This window comes from uncultured Salinibacterium sp., assembly GCF_963974405.1.
In the GTDB taxonomy this organism is placed as follows: domain Bacteria; phylum Actinomycetota; class Actinomycetes; order Actinomycetales; family Microbacteriaceae; genus Rhodoglobus.
In genome coordinates this window covers 1,188,230-1,201,488 of record NZ_CAXBBH010000001.1, presented here as the reverse complement: position 1 = coordinate 1,201,488, position 13,259 = coordinate 1,188,230, and the positions used below count along the sequence as shown (strand labels likewise).

Annotated in this window: 13 protein-coding genes; 3 read left to right on the top strand and 10 right to left on the bottom strand. The window is 58.9% G+C overall.

Going from position 1 to position 13,259, the window contains the following annotated elements:
- Positions 1–173 precede the first annotated feature (173 nt).
- Positions 174–2,513: a hypothetical protein gene (locus AACZ26_RS05935; protein ID WP_339619897.1), complete on the top strand. Its 2,340-nt coding sequence runs from the start codon at positions 174–176 to the stop codon at positions 2,511–2,513.
- A 71-nt stretch (positions 2,514–2,584) separates the two neighbouring features.
- Positions 2,585–3,646, top strand: coding sequence for an AI-2E family transporter (locus AACZ26_RS05930; RefSeq protein WP_339619896.1), 1,062 nt, complete (start codon positions 2,585–2,587; stop codon positions 3,644–3,646).
- A gap of 23 nt (positions 3,647–3,669) precedes the next feature.
- Here AACZ26_RS05930 and AACZ26_RS05925 read toward each other — a convergent pair whose 3' ends face one another.
- From AACZ26_RS05925 to rpsB, 9 genes are all read right to left on the bottom strand, one after another.
- Positions 3,670–4,440 carry an alpha/beta fold hydrolase gene (locus tag AACZ26_RS05925; protein ID WP_339620638.1) on the bottom strand — a complete coding sequence of 257 codons (771 nt, stop codon included), beginning with the start codon at positions 4,438–4,440 and terminating at the stop codon, positions 3,670–3,672.
- Between the two features lie 19 nt (positions 4,441–4,459).
- Complete coding sequence (locus AACZ26_RS05920) at positions 4,460–4,759, bottom strand: hypothetical protein (protein ID WP_339619895.1); 300 nt, start codon at positions 4,757–4,759, stop codon at positions 4,460–4,462.
- A gap of 31 nt (positions 4,760–4,790) precedes the next feature.
- The gene (locus AACZ26_RS05915) at positions 4,791–5,438 is read right to left on the bottom strand and encodes a transglycosylase SLT domain-containing protein (protein WP_339619893.1); all 648 of its coding nucleotides are present in this window, start codon (positions 5,436–5,438) and stop codon (positions 4,791–4,793) included.
- A gap of 44 nt (positions 5,439–5,482) precedes the next feature.
- On the bottom strand, positions 5,483–6,034 hold the full coding sequence (locus AACZ26_RS05910; RefSeq protein ID WP_339619891.1) for a DivIVA domain-containing protein: 552 nt from the start codon (positions 6,032–6,034) through the stop codon (positions 5,483–5,485).
- Between the two features lie 14 nt (positions 6,035–6,048).
- Positions 6,049–6,927, bottom strand: a complete 879-nt coding sequence (locus AACZ26_RS05905; protein WP_339619888.1) for a phosphatidate cytidylyltransferase — start codon at positions 6,925–6,927, stop codon at positions 6,049–6,051.
- Positions 6,927–7,478, bottom strand: a complete 552-nt coding sequence (frr, locus tag AACZ26_RS05900; protein WP_339619887.1) for a ribosome recycling factor — start codon at positions 7,476–7,478, stop codon at positions 6,927–6,929. Before frr ends, AACZ26_RS05905 begins: the two co-directional genes overlap by 1 nt.
- A 106-nt stretch (positions 7,479–7,584) precedes the next feature.
- Positions 7,585–8,298 (bottom strand): UMP kinase, encoded by a 714-nt coding sequence (gene pyrH, locus AACZ26_RS05895; protein ID WP_339619886.1) that lies wholly within the window; start codon positions 8,296–8,298, stop codon positions 7,585–7,587.
- A 165-nt stretch (positions 8,299–8,463) separates the two neighbouring features.
- Positions 8,464–9,291: a translation elongation factor Ts gene (gene tsf / locus AACZ26_RS05890; RefSeq protein ID WP_339619885.1), complete on the bottom strand. Its 828-nt coding sequence runs from the start codon at positions 9,289–9,291 to the stop codon at positions 8,464–8,466.
- A gap of 11 nt (positions 9,292–9,302) precedes the next feature.
- Positions 9,303–10,247 carry a 30S ribosomal protein S2 gene (gene rpsB, locus AACZ26_RS05885; RefSeq protein WP_339619884.1) on the bottom strand — a complete coding sequence of 315 codons (945 nt, stop codon included), beginning with the start codon at positions 10,245–10,247 and terminating at the stop codon, positions 9,303–9,305.
- 321 nt (positions 10,248–10,568) lie between these two features.
- Here rpsB and AACZ26_RS05880 point away from each other — a divergent pair, with 321 nt between their 5' ends.
- On the top strand, positions 10,569–11,060 hold the full coding sequence (locus AACZ26_RS05880; protein WP_339619883.1) for a M23 family metallopeptidase: 492 nt from the start codon (positions 10,569–10,571) through the stop codon (positions 11,058–11,060).
- Positions 11,061–11,124: 64 nt separating this feature from the next.
- Here the strand turns inward: AACZ26_RS05880 and AACZ26_RS05875 are convergent, their stop codons facing one another.
- Positions 11,125–13,206, bottom strand: coding sequence for an MMPL family transporter (locus AACZ26_RS05875; protein WP_339619881.1), 2,082 nt, complete (start codon positions 13,204–13,206; stop codon positions 11,125–11,127).
- Between the last annotated feature and the right edge of the window lie 53 nt (positions 13,207–13,259).

Here is a 13,259-nt window from a genome sequence, read left to right as displayed (position 1 = left end):
ACAACAAAGACGTTCAAGAATAGCCGATCGCCTTCAGCCCACCTAGTTACTCTTCTGGGAACTCTCTGGGAGAAGGGTGAGTGCCGGTTCTGGGGAGGGAGACCACAATGACAGCGGGCCTCTTTGCCCCGCTAAACTCAGAGGGTTCATTCCGCTTACATCGAGGAGTAATCTTGGCCGCGAACGATACCGATTTCGGCACTGAGATGCGCGGCTACAAGAAGGATGAAGTCGACAAGCTTGTCGGAGAGCTTCGTCGCGAGCTTGTCGCCGCAAAAGCAGATCGAACCGCCTCCACTAAAGAGGTCAAGCGACTCCTTGCCGTCAACGAAGATCTTCAGGCTGAGCTTGACGAGTCCGGCAGCCCCACCTATAGCGGCCTCGGCTCCAAACTGGAGAGCATGCTTCGCGTCGCCGAAGAACACTCCACTCAGCTCATCAGCCAAGCGGACATCGACGCCGAAAAGATGCGCAAGGCCGTCCAAGCCGAAACCTCAGCACTACGCACCGAAACTGCGAGCGAAGCCGAGCGTATCCTCAACGACGCCCACAGCGAAGCTGCGGCACTCGCCAAGTCGTCACGAGCAGAGGCTGACACGCTCATCGCGCGCGCGAAGGACGAGGCTTCTCAGTTAGTCAGCGACGCCACGCGTGAAGCTGCGACTATTCGCGGTGCCGTTGCTACCGAAGCAGCGGATGCCCGCACGTCAGCCAAGCGCGAAGCAGCCGCGCTGCGCGCTGAGACCGAACGTGCCATGACAGAGTTGCGCGCGAGCACGGCCAGTGAAGTTGCCGAAGCACGAGAAGCGGCGGAATCTCTCGCCCGAGATGCCGAACTCGGCCGCGCCACCTTCGAAGCCGAGAACACCAAACTGCGTGAAGACCTTGAGCGAGACGTTGAACAAGCCCGCACAGATCTGGCTCGCGAGATTGAGACGGCGCGGGCGGAGCTCGAAGCGGAGACAGCTACTGCCCGCGAGAAGCTCTCCAACGAAACAAAGGCTGCGCACACCACGCTTGCCAATGAAACCACAGCGGCCCACACCAAGCTTGCGAATGAGACCAATGCCGCTCAAGCAAAGCTGAAGGCCGAGCTGGATGCCGCCTATGCAGCGCTCGACGCTGAAGCCGTGGCAACACGCAACGCCGCCGACACCGAAGCAGCAACAACTCTTGCCGAGCTCGAGAAGACAGTAACCACCACACGAGCATCGCTCGATGCCGAGCTTTCCGAAGCGCGAGAACTGTGGGAAAACGAAGAACGCGAAGCACGTCAACAACTCGACAGCGACGTTACGCGAACACGCGCGGAGCTCGAAGACGAAGTCGCCACCACGAAAGCCGCACTCGAACACGAAGTGACGAGCACTCAAGCAGCACTTGAGCAAGAGGTGTCGACGACTAAAACGGCGCTTGAACAAGAAGTCAAGGTTACAAAGGCCGCACTCGAACAAGAGGTCGAGACGACTCGCTCCGAACTTGAGCACGAGGTTGCCACCGCTAAGGCCGCGCTTACTGACGAGGTGACGACGACTCGCGCAGAACTCGAAGCGCACGTCAAATCAACGCGCAGCGCGCTTGCCGCAGATGTAGCCGCTGAAAAGAAGGCACTCGACCGCGAGGTAAATTCCACGAGGAAAGCGCTCGAGAAAGAGGTATCGAGCACGCGAGCGGCACTCGAAAGTGATGTCGATACGACCAGAGCGGGCCTCGAACAAGAGATTACGGCAGCGCGCGCCGCTTTCGACCACGAAAGCGCTACGGCACGCACCGAGTTCGAATCCGAGATGAGTACGCGTCGCAATGAACTAGAGGCAGAGATCGCCTCAGCGACGGCATCTCTGGAAGAAGAGATGGCTCGCCGCCACGCGGAGCTAGATGCCGAGATCGACAGCAAGCGGACAGACCTTGAGAGTCACGTCGCTGAGACTGAAGCAGCCCTTGCCCATAATGTCGAAAAACAAACGGCAGATCTCGAACGCGACATCGCGCGGCAACGTGCTGAGCTAGCAAACGAAGTCGAGTCGACTCGAGCTTCGCTCCAGCACCAGAGCGAAGAGGCTCGTGCGACAGTGGAGCGCGAGGCAGAAGAGGCTCGAATGTCTCTCGAGCAGGAGATCGCCGCGCGGCGTGACGACGCCGAGAAAGAGTTCCTCGCCCAGCACAAAGAAGCGACCGCTCAGACGCAGAAGTACCTCGAAGAGGCCCAAGCGCAGTTGGCGGAAGCGGTGCGCGAGGCGAATGCGAAGCGTCACGAAGCTGAAGAGCTCACCACTTCGTCGCAGTCCGAGGCAAAAGCACTGCTCGCTGACGCCGCGGCTCGCGCCGCAGAGCAACTCTCGGATGCAGAGCAGAAAGCTAAGACAACGGTCGACGACGCTGACAAACGATCGCGAGATCTGGTGAGCGACGCTGAGGAGCGCCTCACCAAGATCAAGGCCGAGCGCGAGACCGTGGCCGGATACTTCGAAAACCTTCGTGGAGTTCTCAACCAAGCCGAGGAAGTTAAGTAGGAACTGCCCACGCGGCACCTAGAATTACGCTCAGCCTGACGCGCGTGCGTCAGGCTGAATGGAGCCGTGCTATGAAAATCCTCAACCCGTTCCGACTCGGTGTGCTTGGCGGTTTAGGGGTTCTTGTCGCCGTCGCGATCGGACAGACCGTTATTTCGCTCGCGACAATCCTCACCTATGTGGGCGCAGCACTCTTCCTGGCTCTAGGGCTCGATCCTGTCGTCACGTGGCTCGAGAACAAAAAGTTTCCGCGCTGGACAGCAATTCTCACCGTGTTGGTAGGCGTTCTAGGCGTCTTCACTGGCCTCATCTTCGCCATCGTTCCTGTCATCGCCGAGCAAGTGAGCAACGCCGTTAAAGCCACTCCCCGACTCGTCACCGCCTTTTTCGATGGCACGGTGCGAGAGAACGTTGAAGCTGCGTTCCCGTGGTTAGACGTTCAGGACCTACTCGATGGGTTCAATTCGTGGGTTGCTGAACTTGATTTCACCACCATCGGCGGAGGCTTCTTCGCTGTCGGAATCGGAATCGCCACAGGAATCACCGGCGCGATCATCGTGCTGATCCTCACCATCTACTTCGTCTCATCGCTCAACAACATCAAATCGGGCATCTACCAACTCGTACCCTCGACCAAGCGCGCCAAGTTCATTGACCTCGCTGAGCAAGTGAGCGCAGCGGTCGGTCGCTACGTAATCGGTCAAGGCTCGCTGGCCCTCGTCAACGGTGTGCTGTCGTTCATCGTTCTCACACTGATTTTCCCCGCGTTCGGGCTCCCGGTGAAATATTCAGCACTACTCGCCTTTATCGCCTTCCTCGGATCGCTTATCCCGCTCGTGGGAACGCTGAGTGGCTCCGTCGTCATCACGCTGCTCGTTCTGCTCTTCAACGGCTCGCCAAGCGTGATCGCCGTCGGTATCTACTACCTCATTTACATGCAAGTCGAGGCGTATGTGCTCAATCCACGCATCATGAACAAGGCAGTCAAAATTCCGGGAGCGCTCGTTGTCATCGCAGCGCTCGCCGGCGGAACGCTACTGGGCATCCTTGGCGCCCTCGTAGCTATCCCCGTCGCCGCTGCCATCCTGATCATCGTGCAGCAGGTCATCGTGCCTCGTCAGGCAAATCTCTAGCCAGCCCGGCGCGGGCACGCATTTTAGACGACGGTTGTTGGCTTCGGCGGCCAGGTGCGAGGCAAGGGCAGCACGACGGGGTTGAGGCGTTCGACGACCTCAGAAAGCACGCGATAGGTCTGCGTCTCGCCCACCCACAAGTGTTTTCCACCCTCGACCGCAACGAGTTCGAGTTCAGGAACCGATGCGAATCTCTTCGCCGCCTCTTCCGGCCGCAAATAGTCGTCGAGCTCAGGAATAACGGCAACGAGACGACGCTCATTTCCCGCCCACGCTGCAACCTCATCCGCGCTGGCTCGATGCAGAGGCGGTGACAGCAGAATTGCTCCAGTAATCGGATGCCGCAATCCGTACTTGAGTGTGACCTCTGTGCCGAACGACCAGCCCATCAGCCACACGTTTGGTAGCTCGCGTTCGCGCACAAAATCCATTGCCGCAGCGAGATCATGTTCCTCGAGGGTTCCCTCACCAAACGAGCCCTCAGAGGTGCCGCGGGGCGAAGTGACCCCACGGAAGTTGAACCGAAGCACCGCAACATCCGCAAGTGCAGGTAAACGTGCGGCAGCTTTGCGGATGATGTGAGAGTCCATGAACCCACCAGCGGTTGGCAGAGGGTGAAGCGTCACTAAGGTCGCGGCCATATGCCCCGACTCGGGAAGCGACAGCTCTCCTACGAGAGTAAGTCCATCGTCAGTGTGAAGCTCAATGTTTTCACGCACCGCAGGCAACTCTGTTGCACCACGAATGGGCTCCCCCGTGGTGTCGGACGGCACGGATGAGTTATTGGTAGAAATATCGCTCACGGAGTTGAACTCACAATCTGATCTTCCAGCAGTGCTGGTGCCAATGACGCCGCGCCGCTAAGTCGTCTGCTTCCCCCATAATCCCGTCGGCACGCCACGTGACGGTGTGGGCAGTGCCCTGGGTGATGGTTTGGGAGCATCCGGGACACGTGTAGTTCTTTACCGCGCTCGTTGGCGATACCGGTTGCACGTTCCACGCACCATCTCGCTTGATTTCAGTGTGCCGAGAGCCGAACAACACGTGATTCAAGTTGCCATTCTCGTGCTCTTCGGGGCGACGACGCCCTCGAGGGCGGTTAGAGCGAGGCATGAATCAAGCTTATGCGCTGATACGGAGAGGTCTAGTACCAACCGATGGTCTCGGAGTGTTCCCACGCGCCGCAGGGGGTTCCATAGCGGCCTTCGATGTAGCTGAGTCCCCAGGCGATCTGCGTAGCAGGATTTGTAGCCCAGTCGGCACCGGCCGTAGCCATCTTGTTGCCTGGCAGCGCCTGCGGGATGCCATAGGCACCGCTTGAGGAATTCTGCGCGTACACATTCCAGCCCGATTCACGGTTCCACAAGCTCACCAAGCAGCTGTATTCTCCAGAGCCGAGACCGCGTGCGGTCAGCATCGACAGCGCGATTGCTTGCGCAGTGCCCGGATCAGGCGTACCCGCCGCAGGGGCAACCGGGGCAGCGGGCAACACCGGTTCGACGACGATCTCCTTGATGGCAAGTTTGTCGCGCGATACTTCGTTAACAAATCCCTCTGCGACGGTGAGTGATTGCACCTCTGCTCGTTCAACAGTGTTGAGCGGCGCCGGAGCCGCGGAAACAACGCTCGCAGGAGTGGGGGCAGCCATCATGAGCGTGGCAACGAAGCCGAGACTGACCACGGAGGCGAAAACAGGAAGGCTCCACGCGACTCGTTTGTGGCGTCCAGAAAGATCCGCACCCTGGCTGCGAGCCTGAGCGCGGACGATTGCCGCTCGAGAATTAATAAACAAAGTATTAGCGATGCTAGTAGATAGACCTGAAAAAACAGAGAGAACTAGCGAACAGCGAGCATGACGTCGATTACAGAGTCGAGCAAGTAGTCGACCTGCGCTTCGCGATAACCGCCTTTAGCACTGCGGAACGCAATCGTGCGCACACGGTCAATTGTGAGCGGAGCACCGTGCTGAAAATAGTTCGAGAGCTCTTGAGCAAAAGCATCCACGTCTTTTACTGCGTAACCCATCGTGAACGAACTCACTTTGGAAAACTTCTTGCCATCATGCCGGGCAAGACGATTGAGAATCTCTTGCGCCTCTGCCCGTGCATTTGCATACCACGCTGTTTCGCCGAGCTCCGCGATCGAACGATCGCGTTCTCGGGAGGCAAAGGCGTCTTCGAGTCGCTCTAGCGCCGAATCGACGTGAAGTGTCGAGTAGCCGCCCTTTTCCATAGCGAACGCCAACTTACGGATGCTGCGCGACGATACGACAGAGGAGTCGCCTCTATCAGCGGTGTAGGCACGACGCGCCTCTTCGAGGAAGTCCTCGACTTGGTCGACGTTGTACCCCAACTTTGACTTACGGGTGCGGGGGAATGTGGTGCTCACGGTTCTATTCTGCCTTACGCAAAGATAAGAAACAGCGCGTAGCCCGCAGCGGCCGACAAAAGTGACGAATCAACGCGGTCAAGGAAGCCTCCGTGACCGGGCAACCAGGTGCTGATGTCCTTGATGCCAAGGTCGCGTTTGATGAGAGATTCCGCGAGGTCACCCATCGTTGCCGTGCCCAAGATAACGAGTCCGAAGATCAGCCCGACCCACCAGGGCTGGTTGATCATAAACAGGGCGAGGAGAACACCGGCGGCAACAGCCGCAAGCGCGGCACCCGCGAAGCCCTCCCACGTCTTGTTTGGGCTGATCGTGGGCGCCATCGGGTGCTTACCGAACGACAATCCACTTGCATAGGCGCCAATGTCACTCACTACGACAACGATCAGCATGGCGAGAGTCCACCACTGACCACCATCCTCTGAGGTGAGGATGACCGTGAAGCTGGCGAGAAAAGCAACATACAGCATCACGAAAACGCCAGCGCCGAGATCCCGCATGATTGAGCGGAAAGTTCCACGGTGGCTGGGCATAATGACGGCTTCGAGAAGTCGCCACACCCAGACAAATGCTATTCCGGCGAGCGTGACATACCACTGACCTTCGGCATGCCAATAGAAGGATGCCGGAACAACTGCAACAGCAGCGACAACGGCTCCCACGCGGGGAATCTTGAGACCCGAGAAACGCAGCGCACTCGCCAGTTCGAACGCGGTGAACGCGACAAGCACGCCAGCAAAGAGCATGTAGAGCTCTTTGACGAAGATCAGGCTGAACAACAGCGCAAGACCGAGCGCTAACCCCACAATGAGAGCCATCGCTAAAGGACGCCCCGTGCGGGCGTTGATCTTGTCGTTTGTTGCTCTAACCTGAGCTTCGAATTCGGAGACCATTAGACCTCGAGCAACTCAGCTTCTTTGCGCTTGAGTGCATCGTCGATGGCGTCAACGTGAGCTTTTGTACTCGCTTCGAGTTCTTTCTCAGCGCGAGCGACTTCGTCTTCGCCGACCTCGCTGAGTGCGTCGAGATCATCCTTAGCCTTACGGCGAACGTTACGAAGCGAAACGCGAGCCTGCTCTGCCTTCTCGCGAACAACCTTCACGAAGTCTTTGCGGCGCTCTTCAGTGAGCTCGGGAAGCGTTGCGCGAATGACGTTGCCGTCGTTTCCTACGCTCGCACCGATGTGATGAGCTGCGGCGATCGCCTTCTCGATGTCTTTGAGAGCAGACTTATCGAATGGCGTAATAATGAGCGTGCGTGCCTCTTGATTGACCATCGAGGCCAATTGCTGCAAGGGAGTCGGTGTTCCGTAGTAGTCCACGAGCACCTTCTGGAAAAGCGCCGGGTTCGCGCGGCCGGTACGCACAGTACTGAAGTCTTCTTTGGCAGCTTCAACTGCCTTGTTCATCTTTTCGCTAGCCTCAGCTAGAACATCACTGATCACAGGGCACTCCTCTTAGTCTCACCCGAGTTTAGCCTGCAGTCGTCTCTGCGACCGCTGCCTGGCACTCGGAAATCATTTGGTTTGGTGGGTTTCGAACCGCGATGCGTTATCCGTGCACGCGAGTGCCGATTTGTTCCCCCACGATGGCGCGCGTGAGGTTTCCTGCGGGTTCCATGCCGAAGACGAGCATGGGCATCGAGTTATCCATGCACAGGCTGAACGCGGTTGAGTCAACCACTTTGAGGCCCTGGACTAGAGCATCCTGAAAGCTGATCGACTCAAGCTTGCGCGCGTCGGGGTTGCTGCGAGGATCAGCGTCGTAGACGCCATCCACGCCATTCTTGGCGACGAGAACCTCTTCAGCTCCGATCTCAAGTGCACGCTGTGCGGCGACAGTATCGGTCGAGAAGTATGGCAATCCTGCACCAGCACCGAAGATGACAACGCGACCCTTTTCAAGGTGACGCTCGGCACGCAACGGAATGTACGGCTCGGCAACCTGAGTCATTGCGATGGCGGACTGTACGCGTGTTGCCGCACCAGCCTGTTCCAAAAAGTCTTGAAGGGCGAGGGCGTTCATCACGGTGCCCAACATTCCCATGTAGTCCGCACGGCCACGGTCCATTCCGCGCTGGCTCAACTCCGCACCGCGGAAAAAGTTGCCGCCACCCACGACGATGGCGATCTCAACCTCAGCTGACGCGGCAGCAATCTCTTTGGCCAACGACGAAACAACATCCGGGTTCACACCCAGCTGTCCACCACCGAACGCTTCTCCCGACAGTTTCAGCAGCACCCGGCGTTTGCGTTGTGTTGTCATCGTCTTCTTTCCGTGTTGATGTTCGTATATAGGCTATTGCGTTGCAGCGTGTTCAGCATGCTCGCACAGCAGATTCGCCGCAAGACGCACACCATCACCGCCGCTGAGGCCGCACACAATAAAGGCCCGAGGCAATAGAGCCTCGGGCCTTTATCACAGTGCGTGTTAGGCGCCTACCTTGAAGCGAGCAAAACCGGTAACGGTAATGCCGGCAGCTTCGGCGACCTTAGCGATCGAGAGCTTGTTGTCACGAGCGTAATCCTGGTCAAGCAGCGAAACCTGCTTGAAGAATGCACCGAGACGACCTTCAACGATCTTGGGGAGAGCAGCATCAGGCTTGCCCTCTCCGCGGCTGATTTCCTCGACGATGCGACGCTCGTTCTCGACATCTTCTGCCGGAACGTCTTCACGCGAGAGGTAAGACGGAGCAGCGAACGAGATGTGCTGAGCGATACCGCGAGCGGTCTCCGCGTCGTCACCCGTGTACGCGACAACAACACCAACCTGCGGAGGCAGGTCTTTGTTGGTGCGGTGCATGTAGATCTCGAACGAGTCGCCCTCGAGCTTGGCCAAGCGGCGCAGCTCGATCTTCTCACCGAGGATTGCTGCTTCATCGCTGATCAGGTCTGCAACGGTAGCCGAGCCCGCAGGTGCTGCGAGACCCTCTTCTACAGTCGAAGCACCAGCGCTAGCAACGGCAGCAATGACTGCTTCGCCAAGAGCCACAAACTTGTCGCCCTTTGCTACGAAGTCGGTCTCGCACGCGAGCTCGATGATGGTCGTTGCTGAACCAGCGGACTGAGCGGCGATGAGGCCTTCGCTGGTGGAGCGGTCTGAACGCTTGGCGTTGCTCTTGGCACCGCGCAGACGAAGAAGCTCAGTGGCCTTGTCGAGGTCACCGCCCGCCTCAACGAGAGCGTTCTTGGTTTCAACCATGCCGGTGCCGAGGCGCTCGCGCAGGGTCTTGAGGTCTTCGAGGCTAAAGTCTGCCATTGTTCGAATCCTTACTTCTTGTCGTCAGCTGCGTCGGCAGCCTTCGCGGGGGTCTTCTTTGCTGCAGGCTTTGCTTCAGCCTTGTCAGCCTTGGGCTCTTCAGCCTTAGCTTCTTCAGCCTTGGGCTCTTCAGCCTTGACTTCTTCAGCCTTAGCTTCTTCGGCCTTGGGCTCTTCAGCCTTAGCCGCAGCGTCAGCGTCAGCCTGGCCAAGAAGCTCAGCTTCCCATGCAGCCATGGGCTCTACTTCTTTGCCCTCTTCTGGCTTCTGGTGACGCTGGATGAGGCCCTCGGCAGCAGCGTCAGCAACGATGCGCGTGAGGAGGCCAACCGAGCGGATGGCGTCGTCGTTACCCGGGATCGGGTACGCAACATCATCAGGGTCGCAGTTGGTGTCGAGGATCGCGATAACGGGGATACCAAGCTTGTGAGCCTCGTCAATCGCGAGGTGCTCCTTCTTGGTGTCAACGATCCAGATCGCCGAAGGGGTCTTCGTGAGGTTACGGATACCACCGAGGCTCTTCTGCAGCTTCACAAGCTCGCGCTTCTGAATGAGAAGTTCCTTCTTGGTGAAACCACGAGTGGTGTCATCGAAGTCAACCTCTTCGAGCTCCTTCATGCGAGCAAGACGCTTGGAAACAGTCTGGAAGTTGGTGAGGAGTCCACCGAGCCAGCGCTGGTTGACGTAGGGCTGGCCTACGCGCAGTGCCTGCTCAGCGATTGAGCCCTGAGCCTGCTTCTTGGTACCAACGAAGAGGATGGTTCCGCCGTGAGCGACGGTCTCTTTGACGTAGTCGTAAACTGCGTCGATGTGACCCAGCGACTGCTGAAGGTCAATGATGTGGCTGCCCGAGCGCTCGGTCAGAATAAAGCGCTTCATTTTCGGGTTCCAACGACGAGTCTGGTGTCCGAAGTGTACGCCGCTGTCAAGCAGCTCGCGGATGGTTACGACGGCCATGGCCGTTCTCCTTTTCTGGCTCACTGGCGCACATGGCGGCAATGGCCTTCTCAGTTAATACTCGCTACCGGTTGGCGCGAATCCTAGTGCCCGGGCATACCTCCGCCCCGATCGCAGTGCTTCACGAAAGGGGACTGAGTGGAGATAGCGGCCGTGTGTTGAAGTAGTTGTACTGCAACGGGGCACGCGTAGTCACCGCGAATGCACGCGGTGCTGCCAAAATCATACCATCGCTCCCCCACAACAACATCACCTCGTGAGGCTTTCCCCGGAAGCGGGTTGTCGGGGCGCATGACTCACTTCGCCATCCACTCTGAATGGATGATTCGAAACCTTCTTGCAGTGAGTCTCGCGCTACTCGTCGTCGGGCTAAGTGGCGCAAGCGCGACGGCGGACTCCGGCACGCGATGGAGCTGGCCCATAGCAGCGCCGCATCCGGTCATACGCCCCTATATTGCGCCCGAAACGCCCTACTCTGCGGGGCACCGCGGAATCGATATCGCCGCCGGCACCTCACTCGATGTGCGCGCCCCCACTGCGGGAATAGTGCACTTCGCCGGCACCGTTGTCGATCGCCCGGTGCTCTCAATCAGGCACCCCGGAGGCATCATCACGAGCTACGAGCCCGTCACCACTGCGCTCACGCGCGGAGACCGTGTCGCGCAAGGCGACATCGTGGGCGAGCTGGAACCGGGACACTGCACGGTAGCGTGCCTTCACTTCGGAGTGCGCCTCGACGCAAACTACGTGTCGCCGCTCAATTACTTAGGCGACATTCCCCGGGCCATTCTCCTACCAACGAGAAGGCCCTAGTCGACGCCGAGCGTTCAGCACGGCATGCCGACTAGGGCAGGATTCTCGCGAGGAGAACTAGCGCTTACTGGTCAACCTTGTGCTTCGGAGTGCGGACCTCGGCCCCCACCGAAATCACACGACTCGGCCACCAGAACCTCTCCCCCAGCATGAACGCGAGTGAGGGAACAATCACCGTGCGAACGAGGAGGGTGTCGAGAAGCACACCGATGCAGACGATGATTCCAATCTGCGTCAGAGTGATGAGCGGCAGCACGCCCAGCACCGCAAATACGGCAGCGAGCAAGATGCCCGCACTCGTGATCACTCCACCGGTCGACGACAGCGCGCGAATCATTCCCGTGCGGGTGCCGTTCTCAACGGCCTCTTCCCGGGCCCTCGTGACAAGGAAAATGTTGTAGTCAACACCCAAGGCCACCAAGAAGAGGAAGCTGAAGAGCACAACGTTGGTGTCGATCGCGGGGAAATCAAAGACCGACTGAAAGAGCAACCAACTGGCGCCCAAGCTGGCGAAGAACGAAGCGACAACCGTCAGCAGCAGAAGGATGGGCGCGACGAGCGAGCGCAACAGCAGCACCAGAACGATAAAGACGAGCCCCAGAATTAGCGGAATCACGAGATCCTGGTCCGACTGCTGAGCCCGCTCCACATCGAGAGCTTGCGCATCCAGGCCGCCGACGAGGGCATTGGCACCATCGATCGTGGAGAGTTCAGCCCGAAGAGCCTCAATGGCAGCAAACGAGCCTTCAGTTTCGGCCGCGTCATCCAACACCACACTCAACTGAGTGATCGTGTCTGTGCTTTCGCCGATTCGAACAGCACTGACGCCCTCTACGCCCTCAGCGGCCGCGGCCGTCTGCTCGGCGTAGTCAGAGTTCACGATGACCGACGCGGGTGAGCCGCTGCCCGCCGGGAACGCATCCGCAATCAGCTCTTGACCTTGAACAGCTTCAGGAACCTGCGTGAAGCTCTCGGTTTGGGACAGACCGATCTTGATCTGCGGGACGCCCAATGAGAATGCTCCGAGAACAATCGCACCCAACACCGCCACCACGACAGGTTTCTTCGAGACGAGCACACCCAGTTTGTGCCACACCCCGCGCTCAGCACTGCCTTCAGTGCCGAACCTGGGGATATAGGGCCAGAACAGACCGCGACCGAAAAGCACAAGCGCGGCGGGCAGCACCACGAGAGCAAAAATCATCGCAATAACGACACCCGTAGCGCAGGCAATACCGAGGGCTCGGTTGCCCTGCAGTTCGGCAAACACGAGCGTAAGCAAGGCGAGGACTACCGTGCTACCGCTAGCGATAATCGCGGGGCCAGCGCCACGAAGAGCACGAGACATTGCCTCCCGGCGGTCCTCTACGAGACGCAGTTCGTCGCGATAGCGGGCAATCAGGAGCAGGGCATAGTTAGTACCGGCGCCGAATACCAGCACCGAGAGAATTCCTGTCACCGAAGCATCAAGCTGGATGCCGGCGAGCGCAGCCACTCGAGCGGCGACGATTCCCGCGAGGCCATCGGCAGTACCGACGACAACGAGCGGCACGAGCCAGAGCCATGGACTGCGGTAGGTGACGAGGAGCAGCACAGCGACAACGATGACCGTGGTCAAGAGCAGGGTGAAGTCTGCGCCTTCAAACACGGCCGCGATGTCGACAGCGAATCCTTCGGGACCGCTCAGCAGCGCGGAGAGCCCGTCGGGCAGATCTGCATTTGCTTCTGCACGGATGGCATCGGCACGTTCTGCTTGCTCCCCTGCTTCAGAGAGCTTGTCTAGCGGAACCGTGATGAGCGCCGTAGTGCCATCGTCGGAGAACGAGGGCGGCGGCACGAATCCGTCGGCGGAAAGATCGGCGAGCGTGCCTGTTGCGGTCGTGATCGCGGCAACGTCAGCATCGGTCAGCTCGGCACCGTCGCGCGTGTACACGAGAAGAGCCACGGTTGAATCCGCGCCGGGCAAGTTCTCGGCGGCAGCCGCGGCCTGAGCAGATTCCGCAGAGTCGGGCAGACCGACGCCGGGCAAGGCCCCCTCCGCATTGCCTGAACCGGCAGCAAAAATTGCTCCCGCGGCGAGGAGAGCAGCGACCAATACGATCCACGACGTCTTTCGAGCAGTGATGAACGTCCTGAGGCGAGACATCGCTCTCCTTCTGAAGAAAAGTACTTCGATTAGTTAGATATTAGGCAAGTTAG

Excerpts from the sequence above, each read along its gene's own strand:
- AACZ26_RS05920 (WP_339619895.1), bottom strand. The coding sequence starts at position 4,759 with ATGCCTCGCTCTAACCGCCCTCGAGGGCGTCGTCGCCCCGAAGAGCAC.
- AACZ26_RS05930 (WP_339619896.1), top strand. The coding sequence starts at position 2,585 with ATGAAAATCCTCAACCCGTTCCGACTCGGTGTGCTTGGCGGTTTAGGG.
- tsf (WP_339619885.1), bottom strand. The coding sequence starts at position 9,291 with ATGGCAGACTTTAGCCTCGAAGACCTCAAGACCCTGCGCGAGCGCCTC.
- AACZ26_RS05875 (WP_339619881.1), bottom strand. The coding sequence starts at position 13,206 with ATGTCTCGCCTCAGGACGTTCATCACTGCTCGAAAGACGTCGTGGATC.
- AACZ26_RS05880 (WP_339619883.1), top strand. The coding sequence starts at position 10,569 with ATGATTCGAAACCTTCTTGCAGTGAGTCTCGCGCTACTCGTCGTCGGG.
- pyrH (WP_339619886.1), bottom strand. The coding sequence starts at position 8,298 with ATGACAACACAACGCAAACGCCGGGTGCTGCTGAAACTGTCGGGAGAA.
- AACZ26_RS05905 (WP_339619888.1), bottom strand. The coding sequence starts at position 6,927 with ATGGTCTCCGAATTCGAAGCTCAGGTTAGAGCAACAAACGACAAGATC.
- rpsB (WP_339619884.1), bottom strand. The coding sequence starts at position 10,247 with ATGGCCGTCGTAACCATCCGCGAGCTGCTTGACAGCGGCGTACACTTC.